Origin of the sequence: Microcoleus pseudofavosus SVA1_A4, assembly GCF_036700565.1 — a bacterium.
Lineage (GTDB): Bacteria > Cyanobacteriota > Cyanobacteriia > Cyanobacteriales > Microcoleaceae > Microcoleus.
In genome coordinates this window covers 47,826-66,930 of record NZ_JAUBPE010000016.1, presented here as the reverse complement: position 1 = coordinate 66,930, position 19,105 = coordinate 47,826, and the positions used below count along the sequence as shown (strand labels likewise).

Genomic DNA, 19,105 nt, shown 5'->3' with positions numbered 1-19,105 from the left:
CTTTCCGTGCTAATTTAGAATCCCAAACTGACGCACCCTACTCGATTGTTATCGACTCGCCCGCAATTGGGAGAGTCAGCCCACCCGGAATTGGGGGAGTCCGACAGGGGTTGAAAACCCCTGTCTCATAGCAAAAGTCCTCTAAAAGAGGACTGAGATTGCGAGAAATTAGCCTCAATTTTGCAGTCGGTTTTAACCGACTTTAGCTGTGAGGCAGGGGTTTAAACCCCTGCCGGAATGGGGGGCTTGCGGGTCGATCGAACTGCGAGAAAGTACAGTAAAAAAGTTTAATTTGAATTAAAGCATCTTTTCCAGAAATTGCTTCGCCCGATCGCACTTCGGGTTACTAAAAAACTCGTTCGGCGGTACATCTTCCGCCACCTTTCCGCCATCCAGAAACAAGATCCGGTGGGCGACTTCCCGCGCAAATCCCATTTCGTGAGTGACGATCGCCATTGTAATGCCCGTTTGCGCCAAAGCTTTCATCACATCTAACACTTCCTTAACCATTTCTGGATCGAGTGCAGAAGTCGGTTCGTCCATCAACAAAATTTCCGGTTCCATAGCCAAACAGCGGGCGATCGCCACCCGCTGTTTCTGTCCCCCCGACAGCTTAGAAGGATAAACATCAGCCTTATCTGACAAACCGACTTTTTCCAGCAATTCTAAACCCTTTTGACGCGCTTCATCCTTAGCAATATGCTTCACCTTGAGAGGTGCATAAGTCACATTTTCCAGTACCGTCATGTGCGGGAACAAGTGGAAATGCTGAAAAACCATCCCCACTTTCTGGCGCATTTGCATAATATCTGTCTTCGGCGCAGTAATCTCTACTTCGTCAATGTATATCTGTCCAGAAGTCGGAATTTCCAGTAAATTCAAACACCGCAAAAAAGTAGACTTGCCGCACCCCGAAGGGCCGATAATGGCAATCACTTCTCCTTTATGAATTTCAGTAGTAATCTCCCGCAAAACCTTCAGATTGCCAAAAGATTTATACAGGCGATCGACTTTAACTGCTACTTTGGAGTCTGCGTTCGAGTACATTGGCCCCCCAAGTTAAACTAAGTACCATCAAGTAATAAATTGCGCCTACAAATATCAAAGGTTCAAAGTAAATATACTTTTCGGCTCCCACAATTGTAGCGCGGCGCAGCAAATCTTCTACGCCAATTACTGAAACTAAAGCTGAGTCTTTCAACAAAGCAATACTTTCATTCACCAAAGCAGGCAAAATATTTTTTAATGCCTGCGGCAAGATAATATCGCTCATCATCTGTTTGTAGGGAACGCCGAGGGATTCTGCCGCTTCTTTTTGCCCTTTATCTACGGCTTGAATTCCGGCGCGGATCGTCTCGGAAATATAAGCCCCAGAATTGAGGAAAAAAGTAATGACGCCAGCTTGCAGCGCAGATATATCATATCCCGTAAGCTGCGGCGTTGCAAAATAAACTAAAGTCAACTGCAAAATTAGCGGCGTTCCTCTAAAAATTGAAGTGTAAGCAGTGCCGAACCAAGCCAGCGGTTTAATGCTAGAAATTTTGAACAAAGACAGCACGATTCCCCAGATAAATCCGAGAAATGCCGACAGCAGGGTAAAGGTTAATGTCACCCAAATTCCGCCTAAAATATAAGGTAAATTCGGCACTATTTTGCCAAAATCCAACCCGAATTTTGCTGGTGCAGGAGACGGATTTGCTGAAGTCGCTTCCGTGGCGATCGGTCGAGAAAACCACTTAGTAGCTAGTTCCTGAATTTGACCGCTGGCTTTCATTTGCTGGAGGACGCGGTTGAATTCTGGAACTAATGTCGAATTTTTAGGAAAGGCGATCGCCGAACCGCTTTCCTCAGTATTGGGAATTGTATTAAATTCCAAGTCCGGGTTAGCTGCGGCATAACCCTTAGCAACAGTATCTTCGATCACCCCCGCAGCGAGCCGATTTGATTTAATTTCTTGAATGATATCAGGGATTTTATTCAGAGAAGCCACCTGCACGCCAGCCATTTTTTTTACCGCTTCCTGCTGAATGCTGCCGAGTTGAACGCCTACTTTTTTCCCGGTCAAATCTTCAGCTTTGGTGAGGTTGCTGCCTTTGTTGGCGACAATTGTATTTTGAGCTTCGTAGTAAAGGTCAGAAAAATCAACATTTTTTTTCCTTTCTGCCGTGGGAGTCATTCCAGCCATCACGATATCGGCTCGCCCCGCCTGCAAAGCCGGAATTAAGCCGTTAAAGTCCATGCCAATTACTTTAAGTTCGTAGCCCAATTCTTGAGTAATATATTTGGCAATATCGATGTCAAAACCGATTACTTCATTGCCGCTAACTGCCGTATCCTTATATTCGTAGGGCGGGTAGTCGGGGGAAGTTGCCAGTGTTAAAGTTTTCTTGCCTTGGGCGTAGCTGGCGATCGCAATCAAGCAAAAGGCGATCGCGATCGCCCCCGCCAGCACTGATTTTAATTTTAAACGTTTCATTTCTAGCATTTTCCTGAAAAATCCCCTCGCCAACAAAATATTTGATTATTCACAATTATGTCACCATTCTAAAGATAGATAACAGTGGTAGGGTGCGTCAGGTTTGAGATTCTTAATCAGCACAGAAAGTATGATTCTGACGCACCACTTGTTCACCGGTGCGTCAGTTGTGAGATTGTCGGTTTGTAGCAAAAATAATGCTAACTGACGCACCCTACTTAAAGTAACTCACGCTCAATAATTAATCCGTGTATCCGTGTCAAAATCAGTGTTGTGCCTTCCTTTTTCTATAACATTTTAGAAATTAAAACTCGTCCGCAGAACTCCCACCCATGTTGTACCGTTATCCTTGTTGTGATCTGTATTGGTAATGACATAAACCCCAGGAGTAACGCTAATAAAATCGCTGACCTGAATCCGGTACAAAGCCTCTACGTGAATAGAAGTAGCATTATCCCTGTTCTCTTTAATGTCATTGCGAGTAACTTTAGGTGGGACGCCGAGAATAATCCCGCCGACATTGCCTTCACCAAACAAATCTGGGAAAGCAAAAGTCACTCCGCCGTTCCAAATATCCGCCTTTGCATCCCCGTCGGACAACTGCTGAGCATCTACATATCCCGCCCACCCTGAAATAGCAAATCGAGGCGAAGCCCGCCAACTTGCTTCAACGCCAAAATGGTTGCCTCTTGTCGCGCTTTGATTGAAAGGTTGATTGGCGTTATTGCTGCCCGTACCGAGAGAAAGATCGACATCATCTCTGCGGGAGTAGCTGCGGACATAACTCAACGCTAAATCGAGCTCTGAACTTGGCGAGTAAGTAAGTTGAGCGATCGCCCCGTAGCTACCGTTAAAAAGTCCGTTGCCCTCTGTAGAATCAGCAGCGGTATTGGCAAGATAGGTCAAAGTTAAATTTAGTTTGTCGCTCAATAGGTGATTGATGGCAATTCCCGTTTCTCCGGGTGTATTGTAGATAGCGGGGTTGAATGCTCCGAAGCGAGAAACAGCACCTTGAGCAGCACTATCAAAATAAGGGTTAATTAACGGAGCGACATCATCGGAAGTAAGTCCTTTTGCCCCTATTTCAACAGTGGTGCGGCCGATCGTAAACTGATAGCTGACCTTATCCAGAATGATTTGCGAGCCGCTATCCCCGTCAAAGTTGGTGCGAGTCATGGGAGTGCCGGTAGTGCGATCGTACCTAGCACTATTTCTAGCTTGCAACCGAGTTCTCAAGCGGTCAGATCCGGTAAAGCTCGTATCGAAATTCAACCGCACTCGGTAGCCAAAGTTTGTATTAGTTTTATCCTCACCGACAGCACCGTCGCCAAAGGTATCGCCCACCGCAAAAATAGTCTCTGCATTCAGTTTAGTAGTTGTCGAAAACTGATTGGCTTCGAGTTCGGTGGTGCGCGCTTCTAAAGCATCGACTCGACCCCGCAAAGCAGCCAACTCGGCGGCAAATTCTTCTTGCAAGCGTTGCAGTACGGCCAAGTCTTCTTTTGTGACCAAGTTGCCCGTTCCTCCAGAAATTAGCTTGGTAACTTGGTCTAAACAAGCGTTTAATCCAGCGGCAAATTCGTATCGAGTTAATGCTCGGTTGCCCCGATAGGTTCCGTCTGGATATCCCGCGATGCAGCCGTATCTTTCTACTAGGGATTGCAGGGCTTGAAATGCCCAATCTGTAGGTTGTACGTCGGATAGTTGAGATACTGATGTCACTTGACTCATAGAGCCGGCATCGAGCGGTTCGGATGGCGATTGCGGCTGATTCAGCGAATTTTTGTCTGGCAGAGTTTCCGGGATTTCCGATTGCTTTAACTCGCCGGCAATGACTGAAGCTGGCGCTGCGGAATGTGATGCTGCGGTTAAATCGCTTTCCGAGGTTTCCGGTGTAGCGCCAGAGGCGAGAGTTTCCGGCGGCGCGGGAACTGATGCTGCTGGAGTTTGGGCGTCTGTTGGTTCGAGAAGTTGATGCTGCGGTTCCGCAAGGGCGATCGCATTTTCAGCATCAGGAATTTGCACGGGCGCCGCAGTTGTTTCTGCTGCAAAAACTGTATTTTCTACCAGCAAGAGGTTGGCAAAGAAAGCTAGGCAAAACCAGAAACATTCCCAAAAAACTTTTGACATTGTTGCTCCTCACATCTTTGATTAAGTGCATTTCGTGGCTCGCGAAACCGACATCGCCAATGGAGATTGTTAGATATCAAATCCGGTTGGTTGCTTGCAGTCCCGGCTGTTAAGTGCAAACCTAAATTCGCCTCGAACGGATCGGGAATGGGGTGCGATCGAGCAGCAATGACTGCTTGAGAGGATTGAATTTGATTCCGAAGATGAGGCTAAACCGATCGTTAATAAATGAATTTTACTGGCATTGAGAATTTTATTCTGTCAAATTTGATAGTTTTTAACCCAGATTCCGCAGGCAAGCAGCTATAGCAACCTTTTCAGGATTTGCGAACATCTCGATTTGACGATCCGCGATTAACAGGATCGTCAAATATTTATTTTTACTAATACTTTAATTTTAAAATCAAATCTTGTTAAAAAATCTGCCCTAAAAAGAAGGATTACCTATTGACTTTGCGTGATTTATTGTGGTATATTTTAGATAATGGGAGTGGTGGCAGAAATTTTATTTCTGCCACCACTCCCATTATTAGATTGTACTCTATCCAACTTTCAAAGTCAACCCTTTAACCCTAAAAAAAAGGGCGTTTTTTTTTAATCCAATCAATAAAATTAAATTTTACCCCATCACTAATTCTCCGTTACCGTCAATAACTGCTCCGATCGCCCAAGCACCTATTCCCTGAGATTCAAACCATTTAACAGCCTGTTCTACTTCCCTGGGAGCGACCAACAGCACAAAGCCAATCCCCATATTAAAAGTATTGAACATATCTGAATCAGCAACTTGGCCCGCTTCAGCAATCCAGTCAAAAATTGCCAATTTTTCCCAACTATTGCTGTCAATTTTTACAGATTGATTTGCTCCCAAACAGCGAGGCAAATTTTCCGGCAAACCGCCGCCCGTAATGTGAGCCATACCGTGAATTTCTAAACCGCTCTTAATTGCTTCGAGGACTGGTTTAACATAAATTTTAGTCGGAGTTAGCAGCACTTCTCCTAAAGTTTTGCCGCCTAACTTTTCGGGTTGGAAATTCCAATCAAAACCCCAATCGCCCGCAATTTTTCTCACCAAACTAAAACCGTTGCTGTGTACCCCCGAACTTGCCAGCCCCACAGCCACATCTCCCACCTGCACCCGCGAACCGTCCAACAATTTGCTCTTTTCGACAATACCCACGCAAAACCCCGCCAAATCGTACTCACCCGCTTGGTAAAAACCGGGCATCTCGGCTGTTTCCCCTCCGAGCAAAGCACAGCCCGCTTGCTTGCAACCGTCAGCAATCCCGGCCACCACCGCAGCTAATTGTTCGGGATTTAACTTTCCCGTCGCTAAATAATCGAGAAAAAAGAGGGGTTCGGCCCCGGATGTCAGCACGTCGTTGACGCACATCGCCACCAAGTCGATACCTACCGTGTCGTGCCGATCGAGATCGCGGGCCAATTTCAACTTAGTGCCAACCCCATCAGTGCCCGAAACCATAATCGGCTCTTTTAAACCCTCCGGGACGCTGAAAAAACCGCTAAATCCGCCGAATCCGCCCAAAACACCCGATCGGTGCGTGCTTTTGACCATACTCCCGATGCGCGAGACAAAAGCTCTGCCCGCCTCAACATCCACACCTGCTTCTCGATAATCCATAAGTCCGCCAAATCGATTTCTAATTTTTAGTTTATGCCGATAACAGTTGACAAACAGCTTTTTTAAGACTAGCCATTCGACAGCCCACAAAATACAATAATTTTTTGTAAATTTTTGTAAATTTTTCTGGAATCGCTGAAACGGCTGTAAGCACTGAAATCAAAGCATTATCTCAGACAGATATCTGTGAAGATTCGCTCGATTTTGGGTAAATTTCGTGCTGTGAGCGATCCCCAACCGCAAAAGTTTGTGGTAGTCTGTTGCAGTTCGTGAACAAAACACAAATTGCCGATCGAGTATGAGTTGTCAAGTATCAGGGAAGTTTCCGCCAAATATTTTTGGGGCTGAAGCATTAAAGCAAAAACGCACCCCGATACTTTGCTTTGACTCGCGGGGGAATGGCGAAGGGCTTTTCGAGAAATCCTTGACGCCCCAGCCAAACGGCCAATCCTCCCATCTCGGTTGGCAATGGCTATTCACAAAAATGGACGTATGAAGGAAAAATTTGTTGGTGGTCTACTCGCTGTCCTGTTAGTTCCTGTGGTAGGAACGGCATCCTCTTGTCACGCACAAGCAACAGGTGCCGTCAAGCAAAACTCTCAGGCTTACAAGCAAGTAATTGCCACCCAACCGTCCCCGCAGTTAAACGCTACTCGGGTCGAAGCACAAAAAGTCGGACAGTATCAGTATCAAGCAAGAGCTGAAATTGACCGAGACTCGATCGCCAAAATTCAGCCCCACGACTTAGGCGGGCGACAAGCAGCGACAGTCTACGTGCGAAACATTCCAGTCATCACCTTTCTCAACGCAAGTCCCGAAACAAACACGCCTTTGGGAGAAACCCGCGACAGCAAAGCCGGTGCTAGCAGTCAGTTGAAAGTAGCGGGCACTCTGGAAAATCCCAAAGTCGGAAACATTGCCAGCAACGACCGCATCCAAGAACCAGATCCAGTGTGGCGGGCATCAAGCTTAGCAGCAAGACTCAACCAGCTAGCCCGCAACAACATCGATCCGAACAGCATTACCGTTAAGTGGGAAAAAGGCGATCGCTACATTATCCAGGCAAACGGCGAGGACTTGGTAAACATCAACGCCGAAACCATCCTCCCGGACACCACCAGCGACTTTAGCCGAGACGCCCTCCAAGCAACAAATCGCCTCCGCAGGCTTCTGGGCAACGCCCCACCCCTCCAAGAAGTCGCAGGCCAACCCCAACCAGAACCACCCGTGCTGTCTCTGGGCCCAGTTCAATTGCGCCTCAGCGGCTGGGCTTCCTGGTACGGCCCGGGATTTGACGGCAACCTCAGCGCCAGCGGCGAGCGTTTCAATCAAAATGATTTGACCGCAGCCCACCGCCACTTGCCCTTCGGGACTAGAGTCATGGTGAGAAACCTCGACAACGGCCGCACCGTAGTCGTCCGCATTAATGACCGCGGCCCCTATGTGGGCGATCGGCTCATTGACTTGTCCGCCGGCGCCGCCAGCGTGCTGGGAATGATGAGCAGCGGCGTTGCGAGAGTGGAAATTGAAGTGATCGAACCGCAGCAGCAAACAACTGTTGGGCGCTGAACGGTACTCTCAGGCAGAATACATTAAAGTTATCCGAAGTGTAGAAGGCAGAAACTAGAATAAAACTGACATCTTGCACCATTATTTGTGGAAGAGGCATCTTATATCGTTTCCGGTTGCATCGGAATAATATCGAGGACACGGCAGTGCCGTGTCCCTACCCCGATTAATTGTAGGGACACGGCACTGCCGTGTCCTGACTGTGGGTAATATTAATTCCGATGCTACTGGAGTTGATATTACCTGTTCTTGAGGATGGTGCAAGATGTCAGATACAACAAACTCTGACAAACAAATTCTGTATTCTGCCGAATGCCTTGAGGAGATTCTACCGGTGCGCCTGTTTACTACAATTGCAGCACTTCGCTGCTACTTAAATTCACAAAAGTCTGCTGCACCTCATGTGACAGTCGGTTTGGTGCCGACGATGGGAGCTTTGCACGCAGGACATCTGAGCTTGATCCAGCGGGCAAGGCAAGAAAATGCGATCGCCCTCGTCAGCATTTTTGTCAACCCGCTGCAATTTGGGCCGACAGAAGATTTTCAAGATTATCCTCGGAATTTCGAGCAAGACCGGCTGTTGTGCCAAGAAGCTGGGGTTGATGTCATATTTGCTCCCTCAGCAACGGAAATGTTCGGCAACCAAGCGGTCGATTCCCTACGGGATAGCTTCGCTTCACGCCAAGAAACAGAGAAAACCGCCCAAAAACAGATTCACCTTTCATCCTTAACTCAAGTAGTGCCGCCGCCGGCGATGACATCGGTTTTGTGCGGCAAGTCGAGGCCCGGTCATTTTCAGGGCGTAGCGGCAATTGTGACTAAACTTTTGAGTTTGGTGCAGCCGACAAAAGCTTATTTCGGTCAGAAAGACGCGCAGCAGCTAGCAATTATCCGCAAGCTGGCCTTTGATTTTAACTTGCCTGTAGAGATTGTCGCTTGTCCGATCGTCCGCGAAGAGTCAGGACTGGCAATGAGTTCTCGCAATCAGTATTTAACAGCAGAGCAAAAACAGCAAGCCTCCGTACTCTACCGCGCGCTGCAACAAGCCTCGGAAACTTTTTATTCAGGCGACCGTATCGGAGCGGCCGCACTCGCTGCCGCGCGCGCAGCAGTAGCAGGAGAGCCGGCAGTCAAGCTCGAATACGCCGAACTCGTCGATCCCGACACTTTGACGCCGTTGCAGGTTGTGGAAACAGCGGGACTTTTAGCCGTGGCAGCCAGAGTCGGCTCTACTCGCTTGATTGACAATATAATTCTCAGGAACCGGCGGCCAATTGTGGCGATCGACGGCCCGGCGGGAGCAGGCAAATCGACCGTAACTCGCCTTGCAGCAACAGCTTTGAACTTGTTTTATCTCGATACCGGTGCGATGTATCGGGCGCTGACTTGGCTGGCATTGAAAACAGGCACGCCGATTTCCGACGAATGCGCGATCGCCGAATTAGTCAGTTCCAGCTATTTGGAATACAACCTCGATCCCGCATCAAAGATCCTGAAGATTAACGGCGAAGACGTAACCGAGGCAATTCGCAGTTTGGAAGTGACATCCCGCGTCTCGGAAATGGCGGCTATTCCCGCCGTGCGTCAGTTTCTGGTGGAGGAACAGCGGCGCTGCGGCAAAAAAGGCGGAATTATAGCAGAAGGCCGCGATATCGGCACTAACGTGTTTCCCGATGCGGAACTGAAGATTTTTTTGACGGCTTCGGTACAAGAGCGATCGCGCCGGCGGCTGTTAGAACTTAAAGATACCGATCGGGCTAATATTAGCTTGGCCCAATTGGAACAAGACATCGCCCTGCGAGACGAAAAGGACAGCACCCGCGAGGTTGCACCTTTACGCAAAGCCGCAGATGCTGTGGAAATTCAAACAGACAATCTGACTGTTGCCGAAGTTATCGATCGGATTGTCGGCTTGTACAAACAGAGAATCGGCCCTAAAAGTTAATTTTAGGGTGCTCCGGGCGGAGCGTCAGGTAGGGAGGCGGGCCCCAGCCGGAGTCCCTAAGAATATAACGTGCGATTAACCGGATTTGAGAGCCGTCCCCCTTAGTGGGAGGAAATTTCGACCATCCCGGTTTTTATGGGTTAGGGGGCTTCAGGCGCATAAGTCTTAACACAATTCTTAAATGTTTTTATCCTGACGGACTTCCCAGCGATCGGTTATTTGCAGTAGCATTTTTAGCGGTCATCCGATTTAATTGATCCACATAAAATCTAGAATTAACTGTGCAAGGTGTGAAGGAGAAAATGAAGTGACAAAATTGAAACGGCTCTTGAGGCGGCGAAAAACGTTAATCGTTGCTTTTATGGCCGCCTCCGGCAGTTTTTTGCTGGGCGTGACGTTGCCGATGAACTTGCGGGCAACAGGGCCAGCGACACCGATGCAGGCGCAAGTCTTGGCCGTATCCCAGTTGCAAGTACAAAAGCAGATATCCAATGTTAATGGGATCAAAGGGGCGATCGCCCATCGAGTTGAGTTTTCCGAACAGGCGATCGCCCAACAGCAGGAAATCCGCTTTCAATCAAGCCTACCGTCCCAGTTTAAAGGTACAGCCATCCGTCAGGCGAAACTCGACTCCCAGCACAAGGCGATCGCCCTGACATTTGACGACGGCCCCTGGCCGACAACAACTATACAAATCCTCGATATTCTCAAGAAAAACAATATTAAGGCTACATTTTTCTGGGTAGGAAGATACCTGCAAACTTATCCCGAACTTGGCAAACAAGTCGCTGCTGCCGGTCACGCGATCGGCAACCACACTTGGAACCACCAATACATTAAATATAACGAAGACGGTGCCGCTCGCGAGATCGATCGCACGTCATCGTTAATTGAGGAGTTGACCGGCGTCAAAACATCGATTTTTCGTCCGCCCGGAGGCATTGTAAACAATGGATTGGCAGCTTACGCACAGAAGAAAAATTATGCAGTTGTGCTGTGGTCTGCTGATTCTTTAGATTGGCGCACTCCTACGGAATCTTTGATGGACAACGTGATGAAGCAGGCAAATTCCGGCGGCATTGTGTTGATGCACGACGGCGGGGGCAATCGATCGAGGACTGTAGAAGCTTTGCCCGATATTATTGCTAGATTGAGAAAGGAAGGCTACATTTTCGTAACAGTTCCCGAGTTATTGCAGATGCAAGAACAAGAGTTCAAACACCAAGAAACCGCACAAAAATAAAAATTTGGAAAAGTGGGAGTTTACACCATTTTTCTATTTTTTTGTAGGTCGTTCGATCGATTTTTCATAACTATATCGCGCAGGTGAAGGTTAATCGCAGTTATAAAATTAATACAGAGACGGCTGCGGTCATCGCTACCTCCTGCCATCGCGTACACCAAACCGCGCCGATATTCATGCCGGACGGTATTATCGCGTTCGAGGGCAAGGTAATCTTCGGGGCTAAAACCAGACGGGATGGCAATAGGGTTAGAGGCAAAATCGATACATTAATAATGGTAGCCATATTACCAATTTAGGCTGGAATCTAAGGGCAAATTTTGCAACTGAGAATTCACCCAATTAGCCGCCGCCAAACCCGAGCGCAAAGCACCCTCTATTTGACCTTCCCCGCACAAATCCCCCGCACAAACCAGCGGCAAAGTCCCCCCAGCAGGCAAACAAGAAACAGGCAAAGGATTTCGACAAAAAGCATAGCGCCAGCGGTGAACCTGCAACCATTCCGGCTGTTTCAGCCAAGAAATTAAATATTCAGAAGTGCGATCGAGCAATTCCTGACCGACAGTATCCAAATCAACAGCTTCTAAATAGCGATCGGCAAAATTTGCGCTGCTGTGAACCACAAACACAGGCTGTTGCGGATCGAGCCGCTTGCTGCTATCTAAACCAACCCAAGCTAAATCAGCATCATCGGGAAAAGAAACAGCTTGCCACTGCGGATTTAGATTGCTCAAATCTTGCTGTTTTGCCGCAGAATAGCCAGCCATCACCGCAATACAAGGGTCGTACTCCACGGAACGCAATTTGTCAATAAAATCGGGCGAAAAACCCATTTCAGAATTCAAAAACATTAAAGCTTGAGGAGCAGGAATTGCCACCACCACAGCCTTAGCAATCAATTCTTGAGGTATCTCTAAATTGTCGTCGGTAACTTCCAGAGAAAGATGCCACATTTGGCTGTCGGTACGAGAAATAGCTTTGACGCGGCGGCCGTACCAAATGTCTAAACCCTCAGCCAGATACTTACCCACAGCATTCATCCCAGCAGGTGCGACATAACAAGAACTAGGAATAGCAGAAAGTTTTCCCTGTCTGAATTCCCAGACATTATCAGTCCAGAGTTTTAGGATGTGCCGATCGACCAAAACCTCAATTAACCCCTGCACCGCATCTCCCTGCGGCTCCAGATAGCGCGCGCCGTGATCGGCCCTAGTGCCGTGCACGCGGCGAGTAGCGACTCGTCCCCCCGCGCCGCGAGATTTTTCAACAACCGCCACAGAATAGCCAGCGAGGCGCAACTGTTGAGCGCAAATCAGCCCCGCCATCCCCGCACCGATCGCCACAACATCGAACATAGTTGAATTATCAGAATTTTGGATTTAGTTATTAGCTTAAAGGCTGCGGGGCAAAAGATGCTCAGCACAACTGGTATAAAAGCCCACAGCCGTAGCTTGCGGGGCGGAACGCCATCGTCCTGCGCCAGGTAGTAGAATAGGGTGTAGCACGAATCGACAGGTCAGACCAGTTTAAAAAAATGTAGCGCTCGGCAAGTCCCACAGGGCGATCGTTACTAAGCGGCAATCTAAAATCTAAAATCTAAAATCTAAAATCGTATACGGGAGGGCAAAATTTTGGACGAACTCAGAGCAGCACTAGAATTGACAACAGAAGAAGAATTGCAGCAACTAACAGAACTTCTGTTCAGCCGCAAGTTTAACCCTTTAGATTACGTGCAAACCCCCGCACCAATAGACGTACAAAGTCGCGATCGCCAAGCATGGCTCGACGCCGTAGAACAGCGGTTTCGCTATCTTGCAGCCGACGGGCTGACGGTACTCAGAGGGCGAACCGAACAAGTAACTTACAGACAAGCACTAATTCAAGTTTGTCGCTATCTCAAAATCCCTTATCCCAAACAGTTGTCAACCACCGACTTAGAGGCAGAAGTATTTCTGCACTTAATGGGCCGCGCGTGGAAGCGTTTGCCGGCCGACGAACAGCAAGCGCTGACAGTGCGCGTACAGCGAGCGATCGTTGATTCTAAACTCTCTGAACCCCTGCCAATTTCTGCTGAAAAAGACCCGCTGGGTTTACTCTTCAAAGGCGGCAGCGCTTTAGCTGTTAGTTCCATCTTAAAACCAATGCTGCTTAAACTGATGGCCAATCAATTTGCGCTGCATTTTGCCACCTATCAAATGGCAAAACAAGGAGTGCTTGCAGGCACTGCAACCGCAGCAACCCAGTTTCAAAATTATGTCGCAATTCAAACGGCGCGGCGCGGTATGGCTGTGAGTGCGGCTCGTTACGGTGCGACGCGAAGCGTATTTTCGTTGATCGGCCCGGTGATGTGGACTTGGTTTTTCGCGGATTTGGGTTGGCGATCGATTTCCACGAACTACGGCCGGATTATTCCGACCATTTTTGCCTTAGCTCAAATTCGATTAACGCGATCGGAATGCGTTTGGGAACTAGCTTAACGATTGTAGATTGTAGATTTTAGATTTTAGATTGGGAGTGTGGGTGAAAATCAAAAATCGGTTGAAATTAGCTGCCAAACTGACAGCCGAAAATCTCAAGTCTCGCCTCCAAAAACATCCCGATCGCCGCCTGCAAATCCCTTGGAATTTCGCTCAAGTGGGGATGCTCATTTTTCCCTTAATTCCGATTTTGGGAGCTTTAGGTTTATTCCTGGGATTGGCCGGCACTTGCAAGCAAAACTTCCACCAAATTAGTCGCCGCCCGCTGAATCGAGGATTCGCAATTCTGAGCGCGCTGCTAGTCATCACGGCGGTTTTTGCCCACAACCGCATTGAGGCTTTTATAGGGTTGTACAATTTCTTGCCGTTCTTTATATTGTTTGCCGCTTTCAGCAATTTAATTCAAACTCCGGCTCAATTGCGGCAATTATCTTGGACGATCGTAATTAGTTCAATTCCGGTGATAATTTTAGGTTTGGGACAGCAATTTTTAGGTTGGAGCGGCATCGATCGATTGCAGCCTGTTTTTGGCTGGGTACTCGCACCTACGGGCAATCCTCCCGGTAGGATGGCTTCTGTATTTATGTACGCAAATATTTTAGCTTGCTATCTAACAATTGCTTTTATTTTAGCACTGGGATTGTGGATGGAAGAAGTCAGTTGTCAGTTGTCAGTTGGCAGTTGTCGGTTGGCAGTTGTCGGTCGTCACCACTTACCAATGCCCAATTCCCAATTACCGATTCCCAATTACCGATTCCTATTTTTAAGTTTGGCAGTGGTGGGAAATGCTGTTTGTTTAATTTTTACTAATTCTCGCAATGCGTGGGGATTGGCAGTTTTGGCAGTTTTGGCTTTTGCATTTTACGCGGGTTATAAAAAAATATTAGCTGCGGTTTTTAGTGCGGTTAGTGCAGTTTTTTTGTCGGCGTTTGGCCCGGAACCACTGCGGCAATATTTACGAATAATTGTCCCGGCTTTTTTTTGGGCCAGACTCACCGATGAGATGTTTCCAAATCGACCGACAGCTACTTTGAGAACTACTCAGTGGGAATTTGCTTGGTCGATGACTCAGCAGCGTCCTTGGACTGGTTGGGGACTGCGAAATTTTACCTCTCTCTATCAAGATAGAATGCACGAATGGCTGGGTCATCCTCACAGTTTGATACTGATGTTGACTGCTGAAACTGGAATACCCGCAACGCTTTTGTTGTTTGGTTTAGTTGGCTGGGTTTTGGCTAGGGGTGTTTTGTTGTTGATGAATTGGCCTGTTTCTGCTGCGGACATCAAACAAGAGCAAATAGCAACAGAGGAAGTAGAGAAAAATGCTTTATTGCTCAATCAAAACTCTCTATTCAATATCACAAGTCAGGTAGTTTGTCAAGACAAAAAAGCGAACGATCGCCTAATTTTCTTCAGTTATTTATTGAGCTTCGCCGCCTGTACGCTGTTTAACACTGTAGACGTGACGCTGTTTGATTTCCGAGTCAATACAATAAGCTGGTTGGTGTTGGCGGCGATTTGCGGAGTTTGCAAAGACGGCATCAGGCATAGGACATCGGGCATTGGAAATTGGTAGTTGAGCCGAAAAGCATTGGGAATAATGCCAACTGCCAACTGCCAACTGCCAACTGCCAACTAACTTCCTTTATTCCACCGTCACCGACTTCGCCAAATTGCGCGGCTGATCCACATCTAACCCTCGGCGCGCCGCAATATGATAAGCCAACAATTGCAGCGGAATTACTGTCACAATCGGCGACAACAATTCATCTACCAAAGGCACCGGCAAAATGTGGTCAAAAATATCGGCTTCCGCCACACCTTGCTTCGGCGTAACGCCAATTAAACGGGCGTCGCGCGCCTTCGCTTCCTGAGCGTTGGAAAGCACTTTTTCGTAGACGCTTCCTGGCATGGCGATCGCCACTACAGGCACTTTCGCATCCAAAAGGGCGATCGGGCCGTGTTTCATCTCTCCGGCGGGATATCCTTCGGCGTGAATGTAGCTAATTTCCTTCAGTTTCAGCGCCCCTTCCAAAGCAATGGGAAAGTTAATTCCCCGTCCCAAAAAGATAAAATCTTGGGTTTCTGTAAACTGGTGGGACAATTCTTCTACATACTGTTCTTGAATCTCCAAATACTTTTCAATTTCCGCTGGCAACTGGCGCAAACCAGCAATAATCTCTGCCAATCTGTCGCTGCTGATTGTTTGTCGCTGGTGCGCCAAATCCAAAGCTAAGAAATAAAATGCCATCAACTGAGTGACAAAAGTTTTAGTGGCAGCAACGCCGACTTCTATACCGGCGTGGGTATTGAGCACGTGCGGCATCATGTGGGCGATCGAACTTTCAGTTCTGTTAGTAATTCCCAACATTCTCGCCCGAAATTTATCAGTAAAACCCGCGCGGCGCTGCTGTTCCATCCCCAAAGCAGCCAGCGTGTCCGCCGTTTCTCCCGACTGAGTTACCCCAATAGTTAAAGTATTTGCTGTCAGCGGTGCCGGTGCGTAGCGGTACTCAGAAGCGTACTGCACCGCAGTGGGAATATTAGCTAATTGTTCCAACAAATATTTGCCAATTAGTGAGGCGTGCCAGCTCGTTCCGCAGGCGAGAATTGAAATTTGTTCGACATCCGCGCAAAGTTCTTTGGGCAAGTTGAGATTGATGGGAGAGCGGGGATTTCCCGGCTGCCACTCGCTGTCTAAATAAGCCTCCAAACAAGCTCGGACTACGGCCGGCTGTTCGTAAATCTCCTTGTGCATAAAGTGCTTGAAGCCCTGTTTCTCGACTAAAACTGGACTCCAACCAAGGATGCGCGGGCTTTTTTTCAGCCTTTCTCCTGCAAAGCTATAAACTTCCACTCCCATCGGAGTTAGCCTTGCTAATTCGCCATTTTCTAGAGACAAAACAGTGCGGGTGTGAGATATTAAGGCCGGCGTGTCGGAAGCGCAGAAAAATTCGCCGGCACCAAAGCCAATCACCAAAGGAGCTTGCTGTCTGGCGACAATTATTTCGTCGGGAAAATCTGCACAGATAACGGCGATCGCAAAGGCTCCTTCTAACCTATTTACCGCCTTTAAAACCACTTCCAAAAACGACAAATCAGCAATTTTTTCGGTTTTTTTCTCTTTTATTTCTTCCTTCTCCCTTTTTCCTTCTGCAAATAACTCAGCTATTAAATGAGGAATAACTTCTGTATCCGTATCCGAGACAAATTTATGTCCCTTCGCTTTCAATTCTTTCCGCAACTCGCGATAATTTTCGACAATTCCATTTTGAACTACCGCAACTCGCCCGCTATTATCCAGGTGAGGGTGAGCGTTATATTCCTCTGGTTTGCCGTGAGTTGCCCAGCGGGTGTGTCCGATGCCGATGGGAGCCGGAGAGTCTATCTCTGCTAGCTTTTCCCGGAGGTTGTGCAATTTGCCCTTTGCTCGGATGCAGGTAATTTCTCCTTCGGAGATGGTAGCGAGGCCCGCTGAATCGTAGCCCCGGTATTCTAGTTTCTCCAATCCTGCTAGCAAAATCTCGCTTGCTGCTTGCGTGCCGATATAGCCAACGATTCCGCACATTTAACGTACTACTCCTGCTTAGCGATCGCAATAAAACTCACGTTTTATCATTTTTACCTTCTTCCGGCCCCAGAATGCAGATTCCGCGACAAAAAAAGAGGGGGCAATTTAATCGCCCCCTCTTTGTGCCCGTAATTTCGATCGGCGTGTCGATCGATATTTAGTAAGCTAGACCCATACTGCGAGTGGTTTCTGCTCCCAGGTAAACCCGGATGCTCAGAAAATCGGTCGGGCAAGCAGTTTCGCACCGCTTGCAGCCTACACAGTCTTCGGTGCGGGGAGACGAGGCAATCTGAGCTGCTTTGCAGCCATCCCAGGGCACCATCTCCAAAACGTCAGTCGGACAAGCGCGGACGCATTGAGTGCAGCCGATGCAGGTATCGTAAATTTTGACTGAATGAGACATTGAATAAAGGCTCCCAACGAGTCACTAAAAATTTGCTGCCTCTGCGAATTAACAGATTTGACGGTGAGGTGCCACCGCTATAGCCTGCACAGAGAATTAAAGGTTAGTCTACCGCAGTGCCTGGAAGCACTTGGCGAAAAAGCGACAAAACTTCACAGATATTCATTCTGGGAGTTAGAAAAAACTTGCATTCCTTACTACAAACCCGAGCAAATCGATCGACTAAAAGCCTAATTTTTCTAACACGGGCTTTGTGGAAACAATATGTCTGTCGAGCCCGAGTTTTTTCGGCTCCACACCCAAAGCCAAAGCCACCAATTGCGACAAATGCAGCACCGGCAAACCCAATTTGCGCCCAATTACTTTTTCCACTTCCGGCTGCCGCGAATCCAAATTTAAATGACACAGCGGACAAGGCGTTACCATACAATCAGCCTCATTGTCAAGAGCATCTTGAATATGTTTGCCTGCCATCTGAAAAGATTGGTTAGTGGCATAACTCGCCAACGGCCAGCCGCAGCACTGCGTCCGCCCTCGATAGTAAACCGGAGTTGCGCCGATCGCCCGAAATACATTTTCCATCGATTCCGGTTGGTGCGGGTCATCGTAAAGCAGCTTATCCTGAGCTCGCAGCAGGTAGCATCCGTAAAAAGACGCGCACTTCAAGCCCGAAAGCTTGCGGGTGACTCGCTTCTGCACCTCGTCGAGCCCGTAATCTGCAACGATCGCCCACAGGAGATGTTTCACCTCGGTACTGCCTTGATAAGGCGAACAACCTTGTTTTTCCAGCAAACCGTTGACTTTTTTTATGTAGTTGGGATCGGTTTTTTGGCAATCCTTGAGGCGATCGTCCACATGACCGATTACCCCTTGACAAGTGCTGCAATGCGTCAGCAAAGGCAGATTCAGTTCCTCAGCCAAAGCAATATTGCGGGCGTTGACAGTATCTTCGAGCAACTGCGAATCTTCCTTGAAAGTGCCAGAACCGCAGCAAGAAGCTTTCTTGAGTTCCACCAGTTCGATGCCCAAGGCTTGAGTTAGCGCCATTGTAGACAGGTAAAGTTCGCGGGCGGCCCCTTGGGCAACGCAACCGGGAAAATAAGCATATTTGAGATTTGGCGATGGCATAATCGTTTCTGCTGGGGGAGAAAAGGCAAGGGACAAAAAAGGAGGGCGATCGAAGTTGAGATGCTTCCTCTCCATATCCTTACGCAGTTTTAGACAATATTGCCCAACGCCACCAGCCTAACAACCAGATTGGAGCAGGCAAACAGCTTTGATTCTAGTCGAGCTAAAGATATCTACTGCGGCTCAATTTAACCGTTAACTCCCAGATTAACTCCAGAGGTAGTCATGATCGAACCAGACAACCAGGCATCTACCCAACGCAAGGCGACGATTGAGCGCTGTTTCGCTGCCTATAATGCCAAGGATCGAGCAACCGTTGAAAGACTGCTAACGAGCACGTTCACCTTTACCAGCCCCTATGACGATGGCATCGATCGCGCGATCGAAACCCAGGCCACGCAATATGCGATCGATTATTCAGCAAGCCCTACATAAATGTTTCTATTTTGTTACACAATGATTTCACGTAGGTTGGGCGCTGTGCTTCAGAATAAAGTATAAATGTCACACGACTTTGCCAA

The 19,105-nt window shown here is 48.1% G+C and carries 15 protein-coding genes; 6 read left to right on the top strand and 9 right to left on the bottom strand.

Going from position 1 to position 19,105, the window contains the following annotated elements:
- Positions 1-297: 297 nt before the first annotated feature.
- The 4 genes from QUA02_RS09540 to purM all read right to left on the bottom strand — a co-directional run bounded on the left by QUA02_RS09540 (position 298) and on the right by purM (position 6,248).
- The gene (locus QUA02_RS09540; RefSeq protein ID WP_333026948.1) at positions 298-1,047 is read right to left on the bottom strand and encodes an amino acid ABC transporter ATP-binding protein; all 750 of its coding nucleotides are present in this window, start codon (positions 1,045-1,047) and stop codon (positions 298-300) included.
- Positions 1,013-2,476, bottom strand: coding sequence for an ABC transporter substrate-binding protein/permease (locus QUA02_RS09535; RefSeq protein ID WP_333026946.1), 1,464 nt, complete (start codon positions 2,474-2,476; stop codon positions 1,013-1,015). The genes QUA02_RS09540 and QUA02_RS09535 overlap by 35 nt, the downstream gene beginning before the upstream one ends.
- Before the next feature lie 297 nt (positions 2,477-2,773).
- Complete coding sequence (locus QUA02_RS09530) at positions 2,774-4,606, bottom strand: iron uptake porin (protein ID WP_333026944.1); 1,833 nt, start codon at positions 4,604-4,606, stop codon at positions 2,774-2,776.
- A 619-nt stretch (positions 4,607-5,225) separates the two neighbouring features.
- Positions 5,226-6,248, bottom strand: coding sequence for a phosphoribosylformylglycinamidine cyclo-ligase (gene purM, locus QUA02_RS09525; protein ID WP_333026943.1), 1,023 nt, complete (start codon positions 6,246-6,248; stop codon positions 5,226-5,228).
- A 468-nt stretch (positions 6,249-6,716) separates the two neighbouring features.
- Here purM and QUA02_RS09520 point away from each other — a divergent pair, with 468 nt between their 5' ends.
- The 3 genes from QUA02_RS09520 (at position 6,717) to QUA02_RS09510 (ending at position 11,005) form a co-directional block, all read left to right on the top strand.
- Positions 6,717-7,817, top strand: coding sequence for a septal ring lytic transglycosylase RlpA family protein (locus QUA02_RS09520; protein WP_333026940.1), 1,101 nt, complete (start codon positions 6,717-6,719; stop codon positions 7,815-7,817).
- Positions 7,818-8,151: 334 nt separating this feature from the next.
- Positions 8,152-9,762, top strand: a complete 1,611-nt coding sequence (locus QUA02_RS09515; RefSeq protein ID WP_333027016.1) for a bifunctional pantoate--beta-alanine ligase/(d)CMP kinase — start codon at positions 8,152-8,154, stop codon at positions 9,760-9,762.
- A gap of 307 nt (positions 9,763-10,069) precedes the next feature.
- Positions 10,070-11,005, top strand: coding sequence for a polysaccharide deacetylase family protein (locus tag QUA02_RS09510; RefSeq protein WP_333026939.1), 936 nt, complete (start codon positions 10,070-10,072; stop codon positions 11,003-11,005).
- 100 nt (positions 11,006-11,105) lie between these two features.
- Here the strand turns inward: QUA02_RS09510 and QUA02_RS09505 are convergent, their stop codons facing one another.
- Positions 11,106-11,291, bottom strand: a complete 186-nt coding sequence (locus QUA02_RS09505; protein WP_333026937.1) for a hypothetical protein — start codon at positions 11,289-11,291, stop codon at positions 11,106-11,108.
- 1 nt (position 11,292) lies between these two features.
- On the bottom strand, positions 11,293-12,360 hold the full coding sequence (locus QUA02_RS09500) for an NAD(P)/FAD-dependent oxidoreductase (protein WP_333026936.1): 1,068 nt from the start codon (positions 12,358-12,360) through the stop codon (positions 11,293-11,295).
- A 276-nt stretch (positions 12,361-12,636) separates the two neighbouring features.
- Here QUA02_RS09500 and QUA02_RS09495 point away from each other — a divergent pair, with 276 nt between their 5' ends.
- Positions 12,637-13,482: a YaaW family protein gene (locus QUA02_RS09495; RefSeq protein ID WP_333026935.1), complete on the top strand. Its 846-nt coding sequence runs from the start codon at positions 12,637-12,639 to the stop codon at positions 13,480-13,482.
- Positions 13,483-13,525: 43 nt separating this feature from the next.
- Positions 13,526-15,058 carry an O-antigen ligase family protein gene (locus QUA02_RS09490; protein ID WP_333026934.1) on the top strand — a complete coding sequence of 511 codons (1,533 nt, stop codon included), beginning with the start codon at positions 13,526-13,528 and terminating at the stop codon, positions 15,056-15,058.
- 69 nt (positions 15,059-15,127) lie between these two features.
- On the opposite strand, the gene glmS is transcribed toward QUA02_RS09490, so the two are convergent.
- The 3 genes from glmS to QUA02_RS09475 all read right to left on the bottom strand — a co-directional run bounded on the left by glmS (position 15,128) and on the right by QUA02_RS09475 (position 18,584).
- Positions 15,128-17,050 carry a glutamine--fructose-6-phosphate transaminase (isomerizing) gene (gene glmS / locus QUA02_RS09485; protein ID WP_333026932.1) on the bottom strand — a complete coding sequence of 641 codons (1,923 nt, stop codon included), beginning with the start codon at positions 17,048-17,050 and terminating at the stop codon, positions 15,128-15,130.
- A gap of 160 nt (positions 17,051-17,210) precedes the next feature.
- Positions 17,211-17,456: a photosystem I iron-sulfur center protein PsaC gene (gene psaC, locus QUA02_RS09480; protein ID WP_015175986.1), complete on the bottom strand. Its 246-nt coding sequence runs from the start codon at positions 17,454-17,456 to the stop codon at positions 17,211-17,213.
- 222 nt (positions 17,457-17,678) lie between these two features.
- Positions 17,679-18,584, bottom strand: coding sequence for a CoB--CoM heterodisulfide reductase iron-sulfur subunit B family protein (locus QUA02_RS09475; protein ID WP_333026930.1), 906 nt, complete (start codon positions 18,582-18,584; stop codon positions 17,679-17,681).
- Between the two features lie 225 nt (positions 18,585-18,809).
- Here QUA02_RS09475 and QUA02_RS09470 point away from each other — a divergent pair, with 225 nt between their 5' ends.
- Entirely contained in the window at positions 18,810-19,019 is a 210-nt protein-coding gene (locus QUA02_RS09470; protein WP_333026928.1) for a hypothetical protein, read from the top strand.
- Positions 19,020-19,105: the final 86 nt, after the last annotated feature.